Genomic DNA, 24,835 nt, shown 5'->3' on the forward strand with positions numbered 1-24,835 from the left:
CGTGAAAAAACTATTCATCATAGCACTGTTAACCTCCGGCTTTCTTTATACAGCTGTTGGGCAACAGGCAAAAACAACCGGGGCACAAAGCTTCGATAAATTTTATAAAGATAAAATGCAGGTGGTGCAGGGGCTGTTTCCTGTATACCAGCAGGATGATAAATACTTCCTGCAAATAGGTCCGGGCCAGTTACAAAAAGACATATTGGTGGTGGGCGATGTTCATTACGGTAGTGCCATTATATCAAAATCGTCGGGCATATTAAGATTTGTTAAAGGCCAGGGCGACAACTTGTATGTAACGCGCAGCAACTATAGCGAGCAGGCACCGGCAAAAACACCTATGGCCGATGTACTGAGCAACTCAACCCTCGAACCCATCAATTACACCTTTAAAATTGAAGCACAAGGCAAAGAGCCCGGTAGTTACATTATTGATATTACCAAGCAACTTACCGATGGCGGTGAATTGTTTTCGTTCAAAAACTATAACCAGATCGCCAGCCCCGATCCTTTACGTTCGGGCGTAGAAAGTGTTAAGCCTATACATAACGGCATGTATTTTAACGTATTCCGGTCGCAAACTGGTGCGGGTAGAGACTACAACGGCAAGCAAACCGATGTAGCATCAACTTTTCAATTGGGCTTATTGCTGCAGTTGCTAAACCCAACATCGATGCCTGTAAAGGTAAGTGACCGCCGTATTGGTTTTGACACGCGTTCGTTTACCGATTTTGGGGCTACCGGCTATGCCGCAAAAAAAGTGAACATCATCAAAAAATGGAATATTGACGTTAAGCCCGAAGATGTTACAAGGTACAAAGCAGGTGCAGTAGTTGAGCCACAGCAGCCAATACAAGTTTATCTGCATCCATCAATACCTGCATATTTAGTACCTGCGGTTAAGGATGGAGTGTTAGCGTGGAATAAGTGCTTTGAAACAGCCGGATTTAAAAACGTGCTTAAAATAATGCCTCAAAACGCCGACGCCGACCCTAAAATGGAAGAGGGAAGTTTAGTAATTGCCTGGGGCGGTGTTGCGCCAAAAGTTGCGGTCGACCTTATTGACGACCCACGCACCGGAGAAATTAAAACCGCTAAAATGACTATATCAGATATAGTGATTGATGGTTTGATGCAAAAATACTTTATACAATGCGGTCAATATGACGAGCGTATTCAAAAAGACTCCAATTCGCCACAGGTTCGTAAAGATATACTGAAGTTTAAGGTTGCTCAGGCCATGGCAGCAGTGTTGGGCATGCTGCCTAACTGTGCCGCAAGCGCTGCTTATAGCACACAGCAAATAAGTGATGCTAAGTTTGTAATGCAACATGGTTTTACCTCATCGGTAAGTGATGAGCTGGAGTTTAATTATCTCATTAACCCTGGCAAGCAAAAAGACAGTAAGTTGTTCATCCCATCGGTGGGTGCGTACGATCATTTGGCGGTCAACTGGGCTTACCGCAGGTTTAATGCCGAACCACAAAATGCAACTCTTGCTAAAAATGGCAAAGTAAATCCGGTATACTATTTTTCAACCGAAGATAAAAATAGCCCGCTCGCACAGGCCAATGATCTATCATCACAAAATATAGAAGCCGCACAAACAGGTATAAATAATCTCATTACATTTTATCCAAAACTAAATGGGTTAGCTGCTAAAATGAAGGATGATAGTTGGGACACTTACATGCTGCTTGCTGCCAATTTTATTATGTCGTACGATGAGTATGTGGTTAGTGTGTTGCCCAATATTGGCGGTAAACAACGCTACACTGTAATGAAGGGCTACAACGATGTGCCATTTACATATGTGCCTAAAGCAAGGCAGTTGGCTACGTTTGATTTTCTGAATCAAAATGTGTTTAAAGGCGTACCCGCCTGGACCCGTAATGACAGGGCGCAATCAATGGATGGTTCTAATACCGAAACTTTGATCACCAAAACGGCTGTAAAGGTTGTAAATGCGTTAGTGAGCGTAGATATGATCAGAAATTTGTTGGAAGCCGAAAATTCGGGAGAAAAGAATGTGTTTACAACAAAGGATTTATTCGGGCAGATCAATCGCTGCGTTTTCCTTGATTTTAATCCCAACATCGCGTTAACCAGCTATCAACGTAATGTACAGGCCACGCTCACCAGAACCTTATTAACCCTGGCAGCTAAAAACAAGATTGCAAGCGGCCTTAATGAAGTAAACGTAGTAATAAGCAATAACCTGGAAGCATTGAGCGCAAACATTAATAGCGCGGCCAAACTGCATAAGGACAAAATGACCAAAGAGCATTATCAGCTAATGAAAATGATGATCAATAACGAACAATCTAATAAGTAATATGAAAAAGATATTCATGATAGGCATAGTACTTTTAACCACCCTGGTAACAAAAGCACAGAACAGTGAAATTCACTTTGAAAAACTATCGCTTGAGGAAGCATTAACAAAAGCCAAGGCAGCAAATAAACCAGTTTTTGTGGATTGCTTTACCACATGGTGCATTCCGTGCAAGCACATGGAGAAGAATGTGTTTACGATAGATAGTGTGGCCAATTTCTACAACACAAATTTTATTAATGTAAAAATTGATATGGAAAAGGGCGAAGGCCCTGCATTAAGAAAGAAATATGTTGTTGAGGCTTATCCATCTTACCTGATTTTAAACAGCGACGGTAAGATTAAAAATAAGTTTGTAGGCGGCATGTCGGCCAGTGAGTTTTTAGGTCATGCCCGTAAAGGCGCTTCTACCAAAAGCGATGAGGCTCAATTAAATGCCCGTTACGAAAGTGGCGATCGTTCTCCGGCATTTTTAAGAGAATACATCAAACACAAAATTAAGGTGATGGAAATTTCGAAAGCCAAACAAATCAATAATGAACTGATGGCGATACTAAGCCCTAAAGAAAAGGCAAGCCCCGAAAACTGGTTCCTGTTTGGGCAGAACAGGTATACCATGTACCTTTCAGATTTGTTTAGTCCGAATTTTAAGTATATGGTTGAGCATTGGCAAGATTTTGCAGCCCAAAATACTAAAGACACCGTTGACCGCAAAATATCATCGGTATACCGCCAAATAGCTTCATGGACGCTTAACGGTTTCTACTTTAAAGTAAAGCCTTATGACAAACAAACCTTTGAGCTATACAAATCGCAGATCAAAAAAACAAAGGTACCAGATAAAGCTCAGCTATTGGTTATGATGGATATTGCCATGGCTGCTGCCGAAAAGAATGAACCTGAAGTAACCAAGCTCTTTTTAGCCAATCTCGGGAGTTTTACCGAAGAAAACCGTCATGTTCTTTTCGACTATGTAACCTTTGGCCGATCAATAAAGGGTTATAATTTCCCGCAAATAACAGCACTATCTGATGAGATTGCCAAAACATCGAGCAATCCATTTTTGGTAAGCTTATTTAAAGACATAAAAAAAAGATATGCGGCTAACTAATATAGGTATTGCGACACTCTTAATATGTGCTTGCAGTTATTTTTCACTGTTTGCGCAAAAAGCCGATTACAGTGCTGCCCAAAAGTATGATGCTCCAAACCTGGCTAAAAAAGTAGGTACACTTAAAATTATACCTTTCTTTTTGAAGAAAACAAACCGGTTTTGGTTTTTGGCAGAGGAAGCAATATCTCCAGTTGCAGGCTTAGATATAGAAAGCAACACCGGTGACGAGCGCAGGCTAAGAACATATTATGTAGTTGATTTAAAAACCGGTTCCAGGAGCGAGTTATTTGATAAGGTGGCCATTGCAAATGCTTTGAAAAAAGTAGCGCCCGGCAGTTTTAACGAACAACAAATAGCTTATCAGCCGGATTTTTCGAAAGACGAACAAACCGTTTTGGTTAAATACGGCACTAAAACTTACAATTATAACTATGTAACAAAAGAGCTAACCCCACGCCCCTATTTAAGCCAACGGATTAACTATCCAATGGTTGGGGCTTCACCAGACGGCCGGTACGAGGTTTACACCCGTGCACATAATCTTTACCTGGCCAATGCCGGAAGCAAGGCTAATGAGTTACAGTTAACTGTTGATGCTGAGCCCTATTATTCTTTTTGTGTTGATGAAAAAGGCGAATACAACAAAGACAAGAGCGTACCATCCATAGCCAAATGGATTAATGCCAGATATTTTTATGCCTTACGTACCGACAGGCGAAAAGTTCAAACCTTAGCTGTGATCAATTCGGGCTTTATGCCCAGGCCATTGGTATCTACTTATAAAGAAGAACTTCCGGGCGATAAATTTGTAGCACAGTATGAACTTTTTATTGGCGATACCCAAACGCGTACATTAAAAAAAATAGCACTTGACCGTTGGCCCGATCAGCAATTGGAAGTAATACCGGCACCCAATAGTAATGAAGACTTGTACGTATTGCGCCGAAAACGTACCCGGGACGAAATGGAGCTATGCGCCGTAAACCTTAATAATGGCATTGTTCGAACGATTATTCATGAAACCAGCAAGCCGTTTATAAATGAGGATATGTTCAATGTATCTATTATTAAAGCCGGAAAAGAAATTTTATGGTGGAGCGATAGAAGCGGTTGGGGTCAATATTATCGTTACAATTCAAAAGGCGAATTACTCAACCGCATTACCAAAGGTGATTTTACAGCCGGTAAAATTATAGGTATTGATACCGTTAAAAGCTGTGCTTACCTGTATGCTTATGGTAAACAACCAAATGTTAATCCGTACTATGCGTATGTATATAAAGTTGACTTGAATGGCAAGAATGAGCACCTATTAACGCCTGAAAATGCTACGCATAGCGTATTTATTTCGCCTGATAAAAAGTTTTTGATAGATAGCTATTCGAGCATTGATGTACCACCAGTAACCAAGCTTCGCACTACAGAGGGTAAGGAGGTTGCCGAAGTTTACAAAACCAATGCAAGTGCTTTATATGCGTATGGCTGGAAACACCCCGAACCATTTACAGTTAAAGCAAAGGATGGTGTTACCGACCTCTACGGCTTAATGTGGAAGCCGTTTAACTTCGACCCGAATAAAAAGTACCCTGTTATATCGCAGGTATATCCCGGCCCTCAAATTGAGACGGTTTGGCCTGATTTTACCGTGCTCGATAAGTACAACAACACTTCATTGGCTCAAATGGGTTTCATCGTTGTTTGTGTTGGCCATCGGGGTGGTTCGCCGTTGCGTAATGCCGCTTATTATAAATACGGACATGGCAATTTGCGCGATTATGCCATTGACGATGATAAATATGCTTTGGAGCAATTAGGCCGCAAATACGCTTATATGGATATGAGTAAGGTGGGCATGTTCGGGCACTCGGGCGGCGGTATGATGACTGTTGCCGCCATGTGTAAATATCCTGATTTTTATAAAGTTGGAGTTGCCTCATCAGGCAATCATGACAACCGTATTTATCACCGTGCGTGGGGCGAAACCTATCAAGGGTTTGATATTAAAATGCCATTGAACCAGGATTTGGCTAAAAATCTTAACGGTCACCTCATGCTGGTAACCGGAGAGGTAGACGAGAACGTGAACCCTGCCAATACTTACCGCATGGTTGATGCATTGATAAAAGCAGATAAGGACTTTGATTTATTAGTGCTTCCGGGGCAAAACCATACTTATGAAGGACAGGCCAAAGCCTACTTTCAAAAGCGTTTAAGAGCTTACTTTGCTAAGTATTTGATGGAGGATTAAAAATAATAAGTGCCAAGCTAAGCCACTCAAATATTTGGAGCAACCCCACAAATAAAAAAAGCCTTTAAATCATATGATTTAAAGGCTTTTTTTATTTAGTTGTATTCCAGCGGTGAGGGAGGGATTCGAACCCTACCACACAACTATTTGTTTATTAACGTGATAGAAACAACTGAGGCTTTCGACTACACGAATGACTCACCCGTATCATAGTTGATTCAATTTCTATTGAAAATCTATTACGAATATAAGCTTTTTATGTTACTCTTTATGCATTTTTACATTGGTTGAATGCTGACTTTATGGTATGTGAAACTCATGCACTATCATCGTGCTTATGTTGGCAGGCTCCTCGCTTACGATTAAATCCCCAAACCACTGCGTGCAGCCAACTGCCGGCCGTGTATAGCCAATGCTCTTGCATGATGAAGTTGCTCCTCATTCCAAAAACCCAGTGCTGTTTGTATATCCCGGCGTTCTTCTATGCTCATAGCTAATGTAATCGCATCACGGTAAGCCTTCGCCGTTCCGGAAGCGGTATGAGGCCTAACCAGGCTTGCGGCATCTCCCAACACAGCTACATTGCCCTTATACATTTTCGGCACGGCCATATCCAAAATTACCTGTACAAATGGCTGTGCTGTTTGCAGCACGCGATTTCGCAACACCGGCGGCAGTTGTTCATAAGCAGTTCGGTCCAGGTCTTCCTGACTTGCCTTACTTAAGTAACCGGCCGGAACTGTAAAATCACGTTTATGCCTATTTTTATCTGTTAATAAATGGTCTAATTCCTCCTGTGTTTTATTTTGATACCAAACCCAGTTGTATAATCGTTTACCCTCAGCTAATTCACCATTAGGGCCCGGAACCAGGTAGCATAACAGGTGCGAGTTATCATAAGGATAGATAGAAAACTTGTCGCCGAAGAAAGCCACCTCTTGCTTAGTTAACTTACTCTCGGGAATCAATCCACGGTAAGCAACATAGCCGGCATATAGCGGTTGAATTTTAGGAGCTACATATTCTCTCACCACCGAGTTAAACCCATCGGCCCCGATCAGCAAATCGGCAGTTCTTTCTTCGCCGTTTTTAAATATAGCCGTCACGCTGCCGCCATTATCGGTAACACTGTTAAGTTCGAAACCGGTAAAATAATTAGCTGATGGAAAGAAATCTTTTAACCTGCGCCATAGATAATTCCAGGATGTAAAAATGGTATCATTAGGATAGATCATTGCTGTATTACCGTTATCATCCAGTACCTGCCGTTGCGTGGCCGGTACACCAAATACCTCCCGTGGCGCTATGCCTTTTTCTATCAGGTAATCCATCAGATCGGGCTGAATTACCAACCCGGCACCCCGATCTTTCATATCGCCCGGAGAGCGTTCATAAATGGTTACCTGATGTCCTTTTTCTTGCAGTGCGATACCTGCACACAGTCCGCCGATGGAACCCCCTATTATAATGATATTCATTTTGCTAATTATTTAGATATAGATTTGCCTGTAACCACGTTTACAATTGCTGCAACTGCTAACAGCGCCATAAAAGAGGTTGACCAGCCCCAGCCGCCTGCATTATATAGCTGGATAGCGATAAAGGAGCCCAAAGCGCCGCCGATAAAATAGCTCGTCATGTAAACGGTGTTAATGCGGCTGTTAGCCAGATGATCCAATGTATAAATAACGGCGATGTTGGTAACCTGGGTGGCCTGAACACCAATGTCGAGCAGAATAACGGTGATCCAGATTGCAGCAATAGTACCTGGAAACAGTATTAACATAAGGATACTTACTAATGTCAGGCCAGTGGCAAATAGTAAAGACCTGCGAGGTGTGCCATTGTCAGCCAGTTTACCAAAAATGGGTGCTATCAAAGCCCCTGCTGCGGCAAGTAATCCAAACAATCCAATATGCGATGCGGAGTAATTAAACGGTGCATCACTCAGATAAAAAGTAAGGGTTACCCAAAAAGCACTGAGTGTACCAAAAGCAAGCATGCCGGTTAACGCACTACGGCGCAGCAGTGAAAATCTGCGTAACTGGGCAATTGTTGATTTGAGCAGGCCGCCGTAAGTACCGGTAAAACGTTCGCTTGTTGATGGGAAATCAACCTGCATGAGTATGGAGGTGCAAAATACCATAGCAGCCGAGATCAAGTACACATACTGCCAGCCCAGCCATCCTGTAATAAAACCGCTGTAAACCCGGGCCACCAATATGCCGACCAATATGCCTGTGAAGATTTGCCCTACTATTTTGCCACGGTTCTCTTTAACCAGGCTGGCCGCCATAGGCAAGATAACCTGCGCCACAACCGAAAATACACCTATTAAAAGGCTTCCGGCGTACAGTATGGTAAGTGTAGGCGAATAAGCAACCAGTAATAAGGACAAGATCAAACCTATCTGAAGATAGAGAATCAGTTTCTTTCGTTCGATCATATCCCCTATCGGCGTCAAAAAAAACAAACCAACGCCGTAGCCAATTTGAGATAGTACAGATATGGTTCCCGCCTTTTCGGCGCTGATATGAAATTGTTGTGCAATCGCATGCAATATAGGTTGGCTATAATAAACATTCGCTACGGCAATCCCTGCGGTAGCTGCCATAATTAAAACCTGGGTTTGTGTTAAAGATTTCATTGTTATTCGTTGTTATTATATTGCTTTGTTTATCCTGACCGGACAATACAAAGTTGGCAACAACGAGTGCTTTACACCAATGAACTGGTTTAGGAAATAAGGGCGAACTGGATCAACAAAAAATGTTGAACTATATTAACTTTCACGCGATACCCGCTTATTGCGGAGCTTGGAAAGATACTCGGTAGTCATGCCGAGAAAAGATGCCAGGGCATATTGCGGCACTTTACTTACGATGGCAGGATAGCGCTCCAAAAAAAGTTCATAGCGTTGCTCGGCCGTTTTGGTTAGGTTAACAATAACCCTGCGCGCCATATGAGCGGCAGTATTTTCGGCTAACATGCGGAAGAAGGTTTCGTATATATGCTTACGCTTTTTAAGTTCTTGTTCTGCTTCATAACTTACTTGTAGCACTACGCTGTCCTCCAGAGCCATCACGAACATCGAGGCAGGCCGCTGAAAAATATAACTGTTATAATCGGAGATCCACCAATCGTCTATGGCGAACTGAATGGTGTGTTCTTGACCCTCATCGCCAATTACATAAGCTCTGAAACTACCCTGAACCACATAAAATCGGTATTTCGCGACAAATTCGGGTTGTACGATAAACTGTCGCTTCTTGACTTTAACCAGTTTAAAGCTTTGGCAGAACTCATTTAACTCATCATCGGTAATACTGATGCGTTTGCGAATATGTGTTGCAAGTAAATGGAATTCTGCCATGTGAACCGCCTAAGCCTTTGAATAATTAAATGATGTAGCAAGATAATCATAAGTTCGACTCTGAACGTATAACAAGTTTAAAGTAGTCGTGAATCTTGACTTGACCCATATTCGGACTTAGGCATACTCCACAATCTTAATTCTCAACGTCAATTCCCTTATTCGAAGACCCTTCCAATAAATCAGAGCACCGCTGTGTGGCAACATCAAAACCGCTTCCGGAACTTGCAGGATAGTATTGACAAAAACATCACTGTTCGTAATATCAGTATATAAGATCCAGCCAAAATCACCGTCGTGAAATCTTATCATTGGAACGAACCATATTCGTACAATATACCCAACGTAATCAAGAAAGAATATGCACTTTATTGCTTAATAAAAAGAACGTTGGTATTTTTTACAGACGGTTTTTTTAAGCTGATAAACTAATTAGGCACTTCCAATTACCTTCAAATTAATATCAGCAAATTCTTTGACGAACGTTTGCGTAACCCCAAGTAAAGTTAATATATCATCAGACACAGCAGCTTTAGAAAGTGCGGGCTGCACAACGTAGATTTCAAACTCAACCGGAATCTCATTTTTCATAACGCTTTCAAGCTTGGCTAGGTCTGCCTTACTTCCCTTTTCCAAGCGGCTCCGGGTAGCCCCATTCCTCGTCTTTGTTTCTCGTCTGAGTAAGTGACCAACGAAATCTTTCCCCCCCTTGTGCTTCCAGTGAATGGACTTTTGTGCCTGTCCGCAAACTTCATAGAAGTTAGTGATCTGGTTGCTGGTATTACCTCCAGCTGCATACTTCAGGTGATAAAGCTTGATCTGAATTTTATCAGTCTCCTGTTTGATGGCAATCACATCAGCTATCTCTCCGGAATAATCATCATCATAAACAAATTCATAATGCTGAGCCTTCAGTTCCTGTATAACTTTGTATTGAATAGAATCGGTTTTCAACGGATGCACATGCTGAGACTCGTTGGCCAGGTTTACGCCTGTCCAATCCCAAGTAAGAATATCCGCTTTGGCAAACAGACCGATTTGCTGTTTCAGTTCAACAAATTCATTACCAGTAAGTGCAGACCCGTCCGCAAACCAGATCGTTGGGATGTATTTGGAGAAGAAAGCATCTGCAGGAATATTTTGGGTGCCAAATTCCACGGTAACATCTTCCGGCGTGAGCTTTATTATTTTAAAATCGGCATATTCATCATCCCCTGATTTGGTTTTGAACAACTGCATTTCGAACGTCGCCTTTCGATCCTCTGCTGATAAAGAGAACTTCAGTGGTCCTCCTGCTTTAGGTTCAGTCAGGCACAACTCAATGGATGACAAATCATACCGAAAACCATTAATATAAAATCGATACTTAGTTTCCGTTTCCATGTACATATCCACATCCCAGTCGATCCAGACGGGAAACCGGTTAGGCACTTCAGTCACCAGTTCAGGAATCAACGTTTCTTTTAGGATTTGGTTAGGATCAATCGTTTCATCAATTAATTTTTTCCCCATCGCTTTGCACCAGTCGCGGTACGACTTCAGATCGCCTTTCAGTTTTGTCCAAATGCGACCTTTATAGGATGCACCAACATTCACCGCCTCTCCCGCCTCATAACCATTCCCCATCACAAAAGCCTTTTCGCCACGTTCTTTTTCTGCTAAAGATAGGGCTTCGCCGACATCACTGCCGACCATCATCCGGAACCGTATATTTTTGCCCAAGAACTGTCGCAAACCGACATTCTGCAATTTAACCCGCTTAATATTGTAAAAGGATCGGAATACATTGATGCCTCTGACCATTTCAGCATTATCTCCAATGATCGCCTTGGCCAATCCGTCATACAGGCTGCCGTTATCTGAGCTGTTAATAAATAACAAATTGGTTTTGGTATCCCAAAAGATAACGATCATGTCCCACTGTACATTATAGAAATCTTTGTGTTTGATCCACTCTACCGGCTGTTGTCGGCCGGTAATAATAACCAGTACTTTTTCCTTTTCATTCAGTTTGTGGAATTTGAAATCAAACTCTTCAAACCCTTTGATACCCGTATGGAAGTTTGAAGGGAACCACCCTTCGGTTTTATTTTTATAGGCTACTGTACTAAGTTTGGCCACAATGTTTTGAAAGGGAATATTGAGCTCGCTCAGATTTTGAAAACCTTCCATGAAATCTTTGAATTCGACCTGTTCATTGATGCGTTCATAGCTTGTGTCGGAAAGTATTTCATTCCAGTCAGCATCTTCTGCATAGAGCTCTTCTAATTCTGCCCTCACATTTAAATCTGCTATATTAGCGATGAACGACGCTTCCCCCAATTCTTCATCGTATTTGGTACGCGTAAAGCGGCCAGCAAACTGTAGCGTAATAGGCAAGCTACGACGAATGTCATGGAAAGCAGCGACTTTAAGTTCCGGCAGGTCAAATCCTTCGCCCAACATATCTACACAGACGATTATTTTAGCTTCCTTTTTAAGGATTTGTTCATAGACCGCTGCAAAATTTGGGGAACCGGAGTAGATAACCACGGGCTTCAGGTCTGCTTCACCTTCATAGAGCTTAAATATTTTTTCTGCTCGCGTTTTGGTGGCACAGCGGGCCATCAATATATGGTTAAAGCCATTCTGATGATCTTCACGAAGTCGTTTAACCGCTAGGTGAGCTATTTGCTGATCCGCTTTATCACCGTCATATTCGCGAACCGCTATAAATTTGATTTTCTTATAATAACCTTGTTGCTGGGCCAATTTCAAAGGAAAATTTGATATGATTTTACCATCTAGCCGCTGGCCATCATTTCGGAACGGTGTTGCTGTAAATTGAACAACTTTTATGTCCGGAAAATGCTTTCGAAATGCATCCCAGGTATGTGCCTTCACATGGTGTGCCTCGTCAATAAATACTTGGCTAAATAGTTCAGCAATCTGCTTTTGATCATCGATGGATTGAGCTGTTAACCAAGCCATAGTGGTTACTACTACATTACAGCGTTGCAAAAATTCAGTCATTTCTGCGCTAGTTTTAAAGCGATTTTTGATTACCCCGACTATTGGATACAGGCTATCTTCACTAACAACTCCAAATTTCTTCAATAAGCCGAGCGATATGAATTTAGAAGCTATCTGCTCCCTTAATGAATCAGATGGAACAGTGACCAGTAATCGCTCGCATTTAAAAGCCACCAATGCCGACAGCATAGTTTCTGTTTTACCAGTACCAGTTGGCATAACCACGGTACCACTCTCCATCGGCATCCTAAGATGCCCCATCAAATTATGCAAAGCAGAAAGCTGAGGCGCTCGTAATCCCGGCTCTCCGCTTTCAATATCTTCCTCCTTATATGAGAACCCATTTTTCCAAGATCCAATAACATCAGTTGGGCTATGATCTTTCAACTGGGGATGTCTAATCCAATTTTTAAATTGAATAGTAGCGTTTTCTAACCTCGATTTTTTCGGAATAACATTTGTCAGAATGCCATAATCGCAATTTTCAGGAATTGAATCCAATTTGCTGGTAAGATGAATTTCTTCTGATCCAAATTCAATAACTGCATGGTTCGTAGCCGTGCTTTTAACACTCAAATTGATGTTCTGAGATGGAGCTACCATCTGAATGATTTCGTTTTTACTACCGATCTCCTTATAAATAGTCTTTACCAGCGCAGGAATTTGTATGGTCATTAGATATACTTAAGTTAGTTTAGGATATTTTTTTATTGAGTATGAATTTAACAAAATACCTTTTGGAATGCCTATAAATATTACGACCTGCAATACTACTATCATATCACATCTTGGCCCTCCGGTTGATATTGAAGGTTACTTACATACTTTAGAGCATCACAAATTATCCAAAAAGCCTAATTGCTCAAGCTGATTATTTAATTACTCAGTCAGGAAGGCACAAGTTTTGACAACTTGTACCTTTGCAATTAACGTTTTTTTTCACCAGGTTTATGCACATGCGGTTTTAACGCAGGGTGTTTGGGGGCAGTTGGTGGATCTACCCGCTGTCTCTTATCAGGAGTACCGTCTTGATTATCACGCTTTGGTCCAGGTTTGATCGCTTGAATTGATATGTTCATGTTGTTGATGTTTTTCCAAAGGAACATATTTCTTCATGCGTTATATTACGGAAATCCGTATAACAGCTATTTTAAATATTGAAAAGAATCGAGGTTGAACTTATGGAAGACTTTTATTGGAGTAATCACCGAGTTGATTGATCGCGTTTGCGTGCCTCAATAAGGTAAAGTATAGAAATCGTTTAAATCTGCCAGAATGAGGTGCGGATTACTTTTCAAATTTACAGAGTTCAAGTTTTTTCTTTTTGGCATCACTCAATGTAATGTCAACGATACGATGAGTACAACGGCTTAAGCCGTGACAATCATTTTTCAGATGATATTTTTTTGCGTTGGGACTATCGCAATAATATACGATGTCTTTTGGTTTGGCCTGGCTGTGCATTAAGAACACAACAAACAGCAAATACGGCTTCATAACAATCTAGGATCAATAACTTTAATAAATCTCCGACTTCATTCAGAATCAGCAAGTTTCTCAAAATTAAATTTTATCTGAGGATATAAATACGGTTTACCGTAACACAACCATTTATTTTTTTGACTTGCGGTTATCGAGGACGTTAACAACATAGTCCGTGACCTTTTTAAGCGTTTTATTGGGATATAAAGGATGCGTGCCACCCGAAGTATAAATTTCAATTTGCCCATCAATACTCACCCACCAAAGCTTACCCACGGAATTTTTAGTAATAGTGTCGATACGTTCAATTCGAGTAAAGTGTTTCAATCTGGCTTCGTCAAGCGCGATAAGCGGTGTATCTGGCCGCGGAACGTTGCAGGAAGTCGCCACATAATGATAGTTGTCCCAATACATACATTCATTAATGTGGGTATAACGCCAATAAATGACCCCTAAGAGCAAGATCATAGCGATTCCTATGTACCATTGTCTAGTGATCACACTTTTAGGTTTATCCCCTTGGACACCCGTGCCAGATGTATTTGACACCAGTGGACGAATATTAACCTCATTCGTTGGTATACCTGATCGGGTGGATATTACAGTCTCTTGCTCCTCTTTACCCGCATGGTCGCTTTGCCTCTCATTTTCCTGATCCCTTATAACATCCTCTTTTGCTTCAACAGGCTGAGTATGCTGGTTTGCCAGATACTTAGCAAAAGGCCTGTCTTGAAAATCCACTAACCAACTTACCAATTCTACAATTGCTGAAGCCGGATTTCTGGATGGCTCTTTTAAAAATTGATAAAGCGCCTGAAAGTAATCAGCATCCGTGGCATTGACCGCAGTCAAATATTCCCGGTCACCAGCTTTCATTTTCAAATAATCGCTAATGGCCCGATGATCATCCGGCTCTACTCCCCTCTCGATGCGTTCAACGCAATAATCACGGATCTTTCTTCTATTTAAATCGACAAGCCAGGACGCATTGGCTTGTGCGCTCTTCTCGAGAAAAGCAGCTACAACCTTCTCTTTATATAATCTGAAATTCTCGGAATACATCGACCTAAAATAAACTATTTCCGGAAACTTTCAGGAGTTTTCGGAATAATGCCGGAATCAAGGGAATCTTCGGAACACTCTGGCATCAAGGTTTTTACCCATACTACATTTGCTTCACAATCAACAACAACCCTGGTCGGCCGGTCAGGCAGTGCACGAAATTGATTTAAACAGCGCAAGGATGCGGGAGCCGGAAACCGGCTTGGGAAGCAGTCAAAAGCTCCCAATTCCAAACGCTCACTTCCCAAAAATTAATCTGCAATCCGCGGGATAGTCCCGATGGAATGGCAGCATCATTAACCATTAATTTTTAAAAAAATGTTTGAATTTTTTTTCGCCATTTTCATGGCACTGTCATGCCCTATACATACAAATACTAACAATTGTCAACATGGTACGATCATAACCACCCAGGATACGTCATCATCTGACACGGGCGGTGAAGACGGACACGTACCACCAAAACCTCCCAAGCCATAATTACTTTTACTTATAAGGGCAAGTCAACAGTACTTGCCCTTTTTTATTGGTCCGTCTTTTCTCTGATTTGTTATCTTTAAAAAAAATAAACGTTGAAAAGAGCGGTCATCTTTACCCTACTTAGTTTTGCCTTATGGGCCTGTACCAAGCCACATTCTGTTGTAAAGAACAGACAAAATCTATATTTCGATAAAGCCGAACGTTTACTTAATGAACAAAAAAGTGACTCGGCATTTTATTATTTCGAAAAATCAGCAAGCACTTCGAAGGATAGCCTCTCCGTTGCCATGGCATATAATTACATGGCATCCATTCAATCTGATGCTGGCGACATCTACGGCGCTCAGGAAAGTTTAACGACCTCATTGAAATATCTTGATGAACGCAAAAAGGAAAATCGATACTGCCTTTCATCAAACTACAATGAACTGGGGATGACCAGTTCAAGACTTGGAAATTTTGATTCCGCATTAAGTTACCTGGATTCAGCGATCAAGTATACGGATGAACAAACATACAGATATACCTTTCTTAACAACAAGGCAAATGTTTATCGCCGAAAAGGATCATATAAACAGGCACTCAGGATTTATCGCTCAATATTAAACGTAACTGAAAAAGGTGGAAAATATTATGCCAGATTATTATCCAATATGACTTACACGCAATGGCTGGACAACACTGCTTATCCTGCAGCCGGTGGCTTGCGCTACGCGTTACAACTCCGGCAACAGTTGAAAGATCACTGGGGTGAAAATGCTAGTTATGGCCATCTGTCTGACTTCTATAGCGCAACAAAAGCTGATTCGGCCCTGATTTTTGCTAAAGCAATGTATACAATTGCAAAAGAACTGCATAGTCCGGATGATCAACTTAGCGCGCTTGAAAAGCTTATTCACCTAAGTCCGGGAGACAAATCAAAGGGTTACTTTGATAAATTTAATCGACTGAACGACAGCTTACAAACCGCACGAAACGCAGCCAAAAATCAATTTGCACTTATCCGCTATCAATCTGAAAAGCACAAAGCTGACAATTTGCGTTTGATGCAGGAAAATACAAAAAAGGAAGATGAGATTTTCCGACAGCGTCTTTATCTGGCAATTGGCCTCATCTTATTGATCGGTACGACAATTTGGTTTCGTAACCGTCGTCAACGTCTGTTATTGGAGGCTGATAATCGAATTCGTCATTACAGACTTAATTTAATGCAAAAAGTCCACGATGTGGTAGCTAACGGTATTTATCGGGTGATGAACGAAGTAGACTACAGCGATAACCTGGATAAAGGTTATATCGTTAGTCAACTGGACGAGATGTATGAACAATCACGTAAGATCAGTCAGGATGAAGATATAAATGTGCAAGAAGACTTTAGTGATAAATTGGAACGCCTGGCAAATGCCTTCAAAAGCAGCGATATAAAACTGGCTTTTTCCGGTAACGAGCCGGAGCTTTGGGCAAAGGTGAACCATAGAGTTAAACGTCAGCTGGAAATCGTTGTACAGGAGCTTTTGGTTAACATGGCCAAGCACAGCCATGCCTCACAAGCCATTATTGATTTTGAACAGATTCGTGATGACCTTGTTATGAAATATCGGGATAACGGAGTTGGATTTCCTACAGATATTCATAAAGGAAAAGGCCTTCAAAATACGGAAAACCGTATCAATGCTATCGGTGGTCATCTTACCTTTGAAGCTCACGAACAGCGGGGCGCTCGTATCCAAATCGTGACCCCAATTCAATAATTCATTATGTTTGAACGTATTATCATTGCGGAAGATCAAGAGATCTACAACAATTCACTGCGGAAGACGCTTGAAGACATGGGTATTCCTAAACCGGATTATGCATTTTATTGTGACCTGACCTTGGCAAAAATTCGGAAAGCCCTTTCCGATAATAGGCCTTATGACTTATTGGTTACTGACCTTTATTTTGAACCTGATGAAAGTGCCCGTCAGCTTCCTGATGGTGCGGCACTAATTAAGCTGGCCAAAAGCTTGCAGCCCACCTTGAAGACACTGGTCTTTTCAGCAGAAAGTCGGCCGGGAATCATCCGGCCATTGTTTGATGATTTGCATATTGACGGTTACGTTCGTAAGGCGCGGGGAGATGCAGGTGTTCTTAAGGACGCCCTGGAGCGCATTGCCAGGCATGATCGGTATTATCCTAAGGAACTTCGCAGCGCTGCTGCCCAACAAAACATGCATTCCTTTACCAATTATGACAAAACCATCGTTCGTTTACTTGCTGAAGGAACGCCGCTTAAGAATATCCCCGATTACCTGGCCAAAAACAATATGCAGCCTGCCGGGAAAAGTAGCATGGAGAAACGCTTGAATCATATCAAGTCGGCCATGAATTTTACAAATAATGAGCAACTCGTGCTATTTTGCAGGGAAATGGGGCTGATATAAAAATCTGAGCGATCTGCTAATATTTCGCCTTATTTTTTTTCCAATTTCTACCGCCCAGTTCCTTGTAATGGAAATCCTGATAGGGATACCAATCCCTTACTTCTACTGCATCAAAGGTAGAGAGTGAAATAAGGTGATCGGCTAAGCGTAAGTATTCCCGATCATTTAGCGGATAAACCAGCACTAAACTTTTAATTGAGCGGCTATCGTAGACGGCCACATTACATTGCATCGAACAATGCTTTTTGCGAAATGCTTTCGTAAAAGCGAAGACATAGTCCTCGTCAAATCGTTTTCGCTTCAGCCAAACGTGAAAGTTTTGCACAGCAGGCCGATGATCAGTTACTATCACCTCATATTCCTTAGGATCGATCGTGATGGTGGTTATGCTATCTACTTCGCCTACGCTGACTAAGACGTCGTCGGGGATCCACCCTACATGAGTATCGCTGAGCCATTCCGGCTCTATAATACGTATTTTAGTCCAGTTTGCTTTTTTAGCCAGCACCTCAGCTTTGACAGACCGGTCGACTGTGCAATACTGCGTTTCATGAAGGGCTTCCGTTGCCTTTTCATTTATAAGCCTTGGGAATTTTTCACCAGGCCCGGAACGAATAACAACATCATCCTTTTTAATCGTGTACAGCAATGGTACGCTATCGACAGGCATTGAGGTTGATTCGATCACGGAGCTACTATTATGATTTTGCCTGTCCGAACAGGCAAGCATCGACAGCACCGCCACAATTATAATAGTTTGGTAAAATGTTTTACGCATGATAAAGCAAGGGTAATATGAGTTAAAGAGATGATTAGCCGAATGATTTAATTCGCATCAGCACACATCATCTCCTTCTCAACGTAAAAGTAAGCTTTTAATTAACTGGTATGACACGGTCTTGAACAGTAATAACAACCGTTTGCCTTTTTGTATCCCTTGTCTTTGGCTTTCTGAACTGCCGGAGAACAGGTGTTGTATTCCCCGAGGTATTCCCGGTTTGAAGCATTTGGAAGGAATGAACAGGTCTCCTCATGCACTTCGTGGTCACCATTACTTTGTGCATTTGTGTTTAAGTAATAACTTTTCATGACTATAATTTTAATTAACTCAAAATTAGGACGGCGATTCTATCCGTTTTTACGGAAAACCGTACCCCAAAAAACAATTAAACCGAAGATATCTCAGTCGTTCGCTTGCCCTACTACACACCTTTGACCTCTAAAGTCACCATTACGGTTTTCCGTAAAAATATGCGCGCTGCTCCCGGTAAATTTGAATCGTCAATAACGAACAATGGATACAATTGTCACTTTCGACATCAAACGAAACCACAGCGAAATAAAAGCCGGATTAATAAAACTTGGTTACAAAGACGCTGTCGATGGATCTGAAAAATGCACAAGCGAACCTACAACTATAAAATTGCCTGATACCACATTACTTAAATATGGAGCGATCAGCACTGACGCCGTAATGGATCATGTTGTTAGCGTAATTGAAAAACATGACGGCGGATTAGACGGCATTTTTTGTACCAAACTAACGGATCCGATAAAAAGGAGTGGCCAATCATAATGAACAATATTCAAGTAAAGCTTATCAGATGACAGACACAATTGACCAACAGGTTATTGACGACAACAAAGAAATTTTCGCTACTATCCTCCTTGAACTACGGAAGGCAGAGTTTGAAATACTAATTGCGACTGCGTGGTTCACCGATGATGAACTTTTTGCAGTTCTACTTGACAAAGTAGCACAGGGTGTTCATATTGAAGTGATTGTTGCTGACAATCAGGAAAATGAAAAGCTCGACTTTCAACTTTTAGTTGCCAAAGGCGCTTTAGTGAAAAAGATTAAAAATGTTGGTTATGGGATCATGAATCAAAAGTTCTGCGTGATCGACAAACGGCTCGCTTTGCATGGTTCTTACAACTGGACAGTCAACGCTAAGAAGAACAACCACGAAAGCATTATCATTACCAATCACCAGGAAACCGTAGAGTCGTTAATCAGAAATTTCAGCAACATCAAGAAGAGAATTATCGAGATTGAAGGCGGTGGCGTTACGGAAGAGCTGCCTGAACGACCAAAGCCAATTACTATAGCGCCACCCCAAAAAGCCGGTACTGAATTTGAGAAAGTACTTGACGCCATGATCGCCGCTGAGGTAGGCAGTTTTGACCGCAAGCTGTTGAGAGCACAAGGTTACGAGCGCTGTCAGTCAAATCAAGGCAACCATCAGGTACTTTATAAAGCATTTGACACGGTATATTCTGTATTCATCAATGATATAGACGTTATAGATGATAAAAAGAAACGTCTGATTGCCCGAATTGAGGAGCATCGCATTCGTACAACAGATCTGTTGAACCAAACGAGCCAGTTGCACCTTGAACATTTGGAGCACGACCATCGATTAACCCAATCAAAACTCCAGGGCCAGCGAACTAATCTGTCCGCTGAGATCGAAATTGCTAATAAATCAGTGGATCACATCAATAATGAGAAAATCCCGGATATTGAAAAAAAGAAAGCAGTCCTCGAAGAAGAGATCAGGATTATTGAACGGGATACAATCACACCAAAAGTAAAATGGTTTGAAGTGATCCCAACGGGAATTTTTTGCCTGGCTTTGCTTGTCTATTTATTTGTTTTTTACTCGTCTGCGGCCTACATATTATTATTTAGCGTAGCGGATGCTAACGAAGCAAAAATGGCTGGCTCGACGATTGGGACTTCGGTGCAGGTTTTCAATCCACTAGCGGTAGGAAAAGCATTTCGAAAGGGCGGTACTGCACCCTCCTTCATCTTTTTGTTTGTTTTTATCCCACTTGCATTTGCAGTAATGGATGCGTTTGTAAAAGAAAGGTGGAAACAAATAGCCTCTATTTTCTTCGGTATTTTTGTTCTCGATGTGGCCGTCGCGTTCAAAGTTGCCGAAGCTGTCCATGAAGTGAACTACCTGAGTGGTAACACCCTCGAAAAATGGCACAGTAGCTTGGCTTTCACCGATACGAATTTTTATCTGGTTTTCGTCTTCGGAGCGTTTGGGCTGTTACTTTTTAAAGTTGTTTTTAAGAAGTTGATGGAAGCTTTTGAAGACCGCAATCCCGACACGATCAAACAGCGCCAATTACTTGTAATTAAGCAGTTACAACAAGAATTAAATGCGCATGATGCTGACATTTCAACTTTGAAGAATGAAGCGTCTGCGCTGCAAACACAAGTGATTCAACTAAAAGCTGAAGATAAACATACCGAACATGAACTGGCCGAGTTACCGATCAACTTGAACCGTGAAGTTCAACGCAACAAAGAAAAGTTGTCCATCGATATCAACACCATTGAAAAAACAGCCGCTGTCTATGTAGTTCACGTTCAATCCGACAATCTGCCGATCTCAGTTGATGCATTGAAAGACCGTATCAATGTATTTCTGGAAGGTTGGAATGATTACCTGTTTGGAGAGCTCGCTGTTTCAAGAGCTACAGTCAAGTCCATGGAAGCGTTTGAAATAGCGATGAAATGGCAGCAGGAAAAACTTCAATTAACTAAATTAGATAAACGCGTAAAATTTAATACCAGTGAGTAAATTATTAAGCTTCATCTTGATGACTTTATTGTTGGCACCTGCATCCACGGATCATAAATATGTCATCACACATTACAACATCACCTTTGCGCCCGATCTTTCTAATCGGGTGAACCCGAAGTTATATAAAAGGCCCCTCAATGATGTTGATCTTTTAAATATTATTACAACCAACCTTTATCCAACGATCCTAAATGAAAAGCGGTCACAGTATCAACAGGATAAATTGCTGGTTGATTTCATGAATAAGGGCCTGATCGGCGCGTTTAACATTCAAACCGACAAACTTAGCATCGACTTTGAATTTCCAACACAACTGGAAAGAATAAATTATGTGTTGATGAGTAAGCCGCCGAAACGGACCCTGGGGCAAGATATTGCCAAAATGAACAAGGAGTTCAACCGTGTTTATGGCAACGTCATTAAAAACAATGTAGGTGCCGATGTTTGGACATATTTTGATCAGGGTATAAATGACGAAAACGTTCTGCAAGATGAAAAGCCCAAACAAGGCGAAGGCTTTACTTATGTGAACCATTACCGCAATATATTGATCCTGCCAACCGATGGCTACGTTGAAGCTGGAATATTTGGCAAAGGATATGATCTGGCTCAGGAAACCATCAACCGGTTTCGAAGTGCTTTCCTCAAATCTGGTGAAACAGACCTACAAAAGTTTTACAGGAAAAACAGTATTTATCACATTAAACCAGCTCATAATCCACGGTTAAAAAATTTAGAAGTATTAGTTATGGAAATGTACGATCGTTCGCTTACACCATCAGGTTCTGCAACGGTTCATCCTACTGATATGGAAATTATGAAAATTTTTTGGTCGGACTGGCTTCACAAATCAGGTGTCAAACATTTTGAATTACACCCGATTGTGAACTCCCGCAATGAGGCTCAAAAGATTATCCTAAACTTTATGAATATCAGCAAACCTAATTAATTTAACACCTAAACCTTATCACATTTATATAGCGTCCATATCATATGCCATTTTACGCTACGAATTGATTTATTAAATGTAAGACAGGCCTCTTCTAAAAGCGTGAATGCATCATTCGTCATGCAAGAATTATATATATAATAAACATCCTACATAGCGGTGGTGGCCTTAATGATATCGCTCAATCGCTTCCTACCCTACTAAACTTCTATTAATTTGAACATCGTTAACTGAAATGCCAACTTTGTTTAAAGGGATTTTCCCTTTACATTTTGGATAGTGTAAACATCCGTAAAATTCACTGTGGGGGCCGGATCTTTTGGTCATCGGCCCACTGCAATCGGGACATCTCACGTTAGAACTACCTGAAGCTTGTAGTTCAATGATGAACTTACTAGCCTGGTTTTCGTTATACATGAGAAAGTTCTTATACCGGGCCCTAGTGATGGCCACATAAAAAACGCGTCGTTCTTCCGCGTTTTCAAAATTATCGCCTTCCTGAAGTAAATAGTTAAGCATGGGATCATCAGCCATTTCAGAAGGGAAACCGAGAATACCGGAATTAAGATCCAGTAGAACTGCATAATCACAAGTCATACCTTTCACGCCGTGTGCGGTGTAAAATTTAATATCAAGGCCGGCAAATTGCTGAATTAATGTGTGCAGTTCTTTTGGCGCGTTAGATTTATACCGGCCAATAAGGAATACTGTTGCATTGGATTGTTCAGATCTGATTGCTTCCAGAGTATCTACTAAGACCTGCTTTCTCTTAGCACCATTGTGGTACTTTACAAATTCGAAACTGGAATGACCCAAAGGCGCCGAATGAAAGGCCGTTAACTGCTTGGCGATCTGGTTAGAATTTTTCTGGATAAACTCGCTGCTTACCTTGAGGATCTGATCGTTGAATCGATAAGTCTGCAATACAGCGGATTGGCTCGTAACACCGAAATGCTGCTTAAACTGAGTAATGATGGAAAGGTCACTTCCGGTAAAACGGAAAATAGATTGCCAATCATCCCCAACGGCATAAATTTTAATACCGGGGTTTTGTGAACGTATTGCTTTTAGGAGCTCATAGCGACCAAGGGACATATCTTGAAACTCGTCTATCAAAATATATTTGTAGCTCTTTTTAAATGCGCCATTTTTAAAATGTTGAGTTGCATGAATAATCATGTCGTTAAAATCTACCGCGGGAATATTGTTGAGGTGGTGTTCGTAAGCGTGGTAAAGAGGTCTGATGAGATCAAGAAAAACCCGAAAACGTTTGTCTCCTCTATTAGGTGAGAGTTCATCCGGTGACTTTCCGCAGGATTTCATCAAAGTCAAGAATACATAGATGAAGTTAATGAAATCCTCGTAATCTGGAGATTGCTTAATAAGACTCATGAGCTCATCCCCGCTGCGCTCACGCATATCCACGCCTTTTTCGGCCAATTTATGTTTGAGATTACTGATCAGTTTGCCCTCAGCTGCTTCGTGAGCAAAAGATTTGATCAACTGGGTATTGTATTTTTCGTGAATACTATCCTTCCATGCCATCCCAGCATGGTAGTATTCTCGCGCCGTCGCATAAGGCGGGCGGGTTGTAAAGCTCTTCGGCACGTCCCCATTCTTGGAGATGCCATAGTGCTCATGCCAAATTTGGTAATCAGGCAAATAAAAGTCGGGTTGGTAGATGCCAAATGCAGGGTTGCGATCCTCAATCTCCAGAGGATAGTGGCGTTCATATTCATAATTGATATTAAAAAGGCAAAAGAAATTTGCGATTTGCAATTCCTGATGGCTTTTAACTTTCTTTCCGTCTAGCGTTGTGTTTTTGAAACCTTGCTCATAATTTAAATAGTCGTTTCTGTTCTCGAAGTCTGACTCCTCTTTAAGAGGCCGATTGAAGAAAGCCAGGTAGTTGACCGCTTTTCTTTTAAAGGAGGCATCTTCTGTGAACAGTTCATTGAATTTTTCCTGTAGGAATTGCTTTGCTTGCTCAGCGTCATCAAAAGCGACCCGTATCTCCTGGTTAGAACAACTGCGACATACCAGAAAACCATAGCTATTGAAAGTGCGAACTTCTAAATCTTTGGCAGCGTCAATATGCCGACAAAATCTTGCGGTTCTTTCCTGCATTTCCTTTGCGGCATTATTAGTAAACGAAATGATCAATAATTCTTCCGGTCTTGCCAATCCTTTTTCCAGCAAATAAGCCACTTTACCAGAAATCGTTGTTGTCTTTCCCGTGCCTGCGCCGGCGAGAACAAGATTATTGTCTTCATCACGGATGATTGCTTCGGTCTGGTCAGAAGACAAGGGATAGGCTTCCAGTCTTGCAAAGAAATCTCCAAATTTTACTTGTTCATGCCGGACAAACTCATCGTTGTAGTCTTTACGCCTGACCGCGCAATTATCGAAATTGTCACAAAATTGCTGAAGAAGTTTTACCGTCTCGTCGTCCAAACCCAAAGCGGCATAATTATTTACTATTGCTTTACGCGTTAGCGTATTAATCTCCAAAAACCGAAGCTCGTCCGCATAACAGAAGTACTGCTCGAAGTTGGTGATAGTTGTAAACGAAGCATTGGCATCCCTGACCTGATCGATGATTGCCGATAATTTCTTTTTGAAAGCTCTTCTTAATAACCATTCTTTTATCAGCCAATAAATTCCGATTACCGACGCTATAAGCAAGATAAATCGGATGACTTTAATGACGATCTTACTGTTGGGCATGATATCGTTAGGTTAAGGAAATTGAAAT

General features: G+C 41.4%; 16 protein-coding genes. 8 read left to right on the plus strand and 8 right to left on the minus strand.

The window, feature by feature from the left end; genetic code table 11:
• Window position 1: 1 nt before the first annotated feature.
• The 3 genes from QE417_RS06550 to QE417_RS06560 are packed head-to-tail and all read left to right on the plus strand — an operon-like array spanning window position 2 to window position 5,700.
• Window positions 2-2,338 (plus strand): DUF5117 and DUF5118 domain-containing protein, encoded by a 2,337-nt coding sequence (locus QE417_RS06550; protein WP_311948544.1) that lies wholly within the window; start codon window positions 2-4, stop codon window positions 2,336-2,338.
• Between the two features lies 1 nt (window position 2,339).
• The gene (locus QE417_RS06555) at window positions 2,340-3,449 is read left to right on the plus strand and encodes a thioredoxin family protein (protein ID WP_311948546.1); all 1,110 of its coding nucleotides are present in this window, start codon (window positions 2,340-2,342) and stop codon (window positions 3,447-3,449) included.
• Window positions 3,436-5,700 carry a S9 family peptidase gene (locus QE417_RS06560; protein ID WP_311948548.1) on the plus strand — a complete coding sequence of 755 codons (2,265 nt, stop codon included), beginning with the start codon at window positions 3,436-3,438 and terminating at the stop codon, window positions 5,698-5,700. The genes QE417_RS06555 and QE417_RS06560 overlap by 14 nt, the downstream gene beginning before the upstream one ends.
• Window positions 5,701-6,062: 362 nt before the next feature.
• Here QE417_RS06560 and QE417_RS06565 read toward each other — a convergent pair whose 3' ends face one another.
• From QE417_RS06565 to QE417_RS06590, 6 genes are all read right to left on the minus strand, one after another.
• The gene (locus tag QE417_RS06565; RefSeq protein ID WP_311948550.1) at window positions 6,063-7,178 is read right to left on the minus strand and encodes an FAD binding domain-containing protein; all 1,116 of its coding nucleotides are present in this window, start codon (window positions 7,176-7,178) and stop codon (window positions 6,063-6,065) included.
• An 8-nt stretch (window positions 7,179-7,186) separates the two neighbouring features.
• Window positions 7,187-8,347: an MFS transporter gene (locus QE417_RS06570; protein ID WP_311948552.1), complete on the minus strand. Its 1,161-nt coding sequence runs from the start codon at window positions 8,345-8,347 to the stop codon at window positions 7,187-7,189.
• Between the two features lie 135 nt (window positions 8,348-8,482).
• Window positions 8,483-9,073 (minus strand): Crp/Fnr family transcriptional regulator, encoded by a 591-nt coding sequence (locus QE417_RS06575; protein WP_311948554.1) that lies wholly within the window; start codon window positions 9,071-9,073, stop codon window positions 8,483-8,485.
• A 432-nt stretch (window positions 9,074-9,505) separates the two neighbouring features.
• On the minus strand, window positions 9,506-12,760 hold the full coding sequence (locus QE417_RS06580; RefSeq protein WP_311948556.1) for a DEAD/DEAH box helicase: 3,255 nt from the start codon (window positions 12,758-12,760) through the stop codon (window positions 9,506-9,508).
• A gap of 251 nt (window positions 12,761-13,011) precedes the next feature.
• Complete coding sequence (locus QE417_RS06585; RefSeq protein WP_311948558.1) at window positions 13,012-13,164, minus strand: hypothetical protein; 153 nt, start codon at window positions 13,162-13,164, stop codon at window positions 13,012-13,014.
• Window positions 13,165-13,696: 532 nt separating this feature from the next.
• The gene (locus QE417_RS06590) at window positions 13,697-14,629 is read right to left on the minus strand and encodes a hypothetical protein (protein ID WP_311948560.1); all 933 of its coding nucleotides are present in this window, start codon (window positions 14,627-14,629) and stop codon (window positions 13,697-13,699) included.
• A gap of 572 nt (window positions 14,630-15,201) precedes the next feature.
• On the opposite strand from QE417_RS06590, the gene QE417_RS06595 reads away from it, so the two are divergent.
• Together QE417_RS06595 and QE417_RS06600 are read left to right on the plus strand one after the other, a co-directional pair.
• Window positions 15,202-16,860, plus strand: a complete 1,659-nt coding sequence (locus tag QE417_RS06595; RefSeq protein WP_311948561.1) for a tetratricopeptide repeat-containing sensor histidine kinase — start codon at window positions 15,202-15,204, stop codon at window positions 16,858-16,860.
• Between the two features lie 6 nt (window positions 16,861-16,866).
• Window positions 16,867-17,532, plus strand: a complete 666-nt coding sequence (locus QE417_RS06600; protein ID WP_311948563.1) for a response regulator — start codon at window positions 16,867-16,869, stop codon at window positions 17,530-17,532.
• Between the two features lie 16 nt (window positions 17,533-17,548).
• On the opposite strand, the gene QE417_RS06605 is transcribed toward QE417_RS06600, so the two are convergent.
• On the minus strand, window positions 17,549-18,310 hold the full coding sequence (locus QE417_RS06605; protein WP_311948565.1) for a hypothetical protein: 762 nt from the start codon (window positions 18,308-18,310) through the stop codon (window positions 17,549-17,551).
• Between the two features lie 516 nt (window positions 18,311-18,826).
• Here QE417_RS06605 and QE417_RS06610 point away from each other — a divergent pair.
• Genes QE417_RS06610 through QE417_RS06620 form a run of 3 tightly spaced genes read left to right on the plus strand, consistent with a single transcriptional unit; the run spans window position 18,827 to window position 22,080 of the window.
• Window positions 18,827-19,108 carry a hypothetical protein gene (locus QE417_RS06610; RefSeq protein ID WP_311948568.1) on the plus strand — a complete coding sequence of 94 codons (282 nt, stop codon included), beginning with the start codon at window positions 18,827-18,829 and terminating at the stop codon, window positions 19,106-19,108.
• Window positions 19,095-21,128 carry a phospholipase D-like domain-containing protein gene (locus QE417_RS06615; protein WP_311948570.1) on the plus strand — a complete coding sequence of 678 codons (2,034 nt, stop codon included), beginning with the start codon at window positions 19,095-19,097 and terminating at the stop codon, window positions 21,126-21,128. Before QE417_RS06610 ends, QE417_RS06615 begins: the two co-directional genes overlap by 14 nt.
• A complete protein-coding gene (locus QE417_RS06620; protein WP_311948571.1) occupies window positions 21,121-22,080 on the plus strand; it encodes a hypothetical protein in 960 nt (319 codons plus the stop codon). The genes QE417_RS06615 and QE417_RS06620 overlap by 8 nt, the downstream gene beginning before the upstream one ends.
• Window positions 22,081-22,272: 192 nt before the next feature.
• Here QE417_RS06620 and QE417_RS06625 read toward each other — a convergent pair whose 3' ends face one another.
• Window positions 22,273-24,807, minus strand: coding sequence for a UvrD-helicase domain-containing protein (locus tag QE417_RS06625; RefSeq protein WP_311948573.1), 2,535 nt, complete (start codon window positions 24,805-24,807; stop codon window positions 22,273-22,275).
• Window positions 24,808-24,835: the final 28 nt, after the last annotated feature.

This window comes from Mucilaginibacter terrae (assembly GCF_031951985.1).
Taxonomy (GTDB): Bacteria; Bacteroidota; Bacteroidia; order Sphingobacteriales; family Sphingobacteriaceae; genus Mucilaginibacter; species Mucilaginibacter terrae_A.

Coding starts and splice junctions, on each gene's coding strand:
- QE417_RS06605 (WP_311948565.1), bottom strand. CDS start 18,310: ATGCGTAAAACATTTTACCAAACTATTATAATTGTGGCGGTGCTGTCG.
- QE417_RS06555 (WP_311948546.1), top strand. CDS start 2,340: ATGAAAAAGATATTCATGATAGGCATAGTACTTTTAACCACCCTGGTA.
- QE417_RS06600 (WP_311948563.1), top strand. CDS start 16,867: ATGTTTGAACGTATTATCATTGCGGAAGATCAAGAGATCTACAACAAT.
- QE417_RS06575 (WP_311948554.1), bottom strand. CDS start 9,073: ATGGCAGAATTCCATTTACTTGCAACACATATTCGCAAACGCATCAGT.
- QE417_RS06610 (WP_311948568.1), top strand. CDS start 18,827: ATGGATACAATTGTCACTTTCGACATCAAACGAAACCACAGCGAAATA.
- QE417_RS06580 (WP_311948556.1), bottom strand. CDS start 12,760: ATGACCATACAAATTCCTGCGCTGGTAAAGACTATTTATAAGGAGATC.
- QE417_RS06590 (WP_311948560.1), bottom strand. CDS start 14,629: ATGTATTCCGAGAATTTCAGATTATATAAAGAGAAGGTTGTAGCTGCT.
- QE417_RS06585 (WP_311948558.1), bottom strand. CDS start 13,164: ATGAACATATCAATTCAAGCGATCAAACCTGGACCAAAGCGTGATAAT.
- QE417_RS06570 (WP_311948552.1), bottom strand. CDS start 8,347: ATGAAATCTTTAACACAAACCCAGGTTTTAATTATGGCAGCTACCGCA.
- QE417_RS06625 (WP_311948573.1), bottom strand. CDS start 24,807: ATGCCCAACAGTAAGATCGTCATTAAAGTCATCCGATTTATCTTGCTT.
- QE417_RS06560 (WP_311948548.1), top strand. CDS start 3,436: ATGCGGCTAACTAATATAGGTATTGCGACACTCTTAATATGTGCTTGC.
- QE417_RS06565 (WP_311948550.1), bottom strand. CDS start 7,178: ATGAATATCATTATAATAGGGGGTTCCATCGGCGGACTGTGTGCAGGT.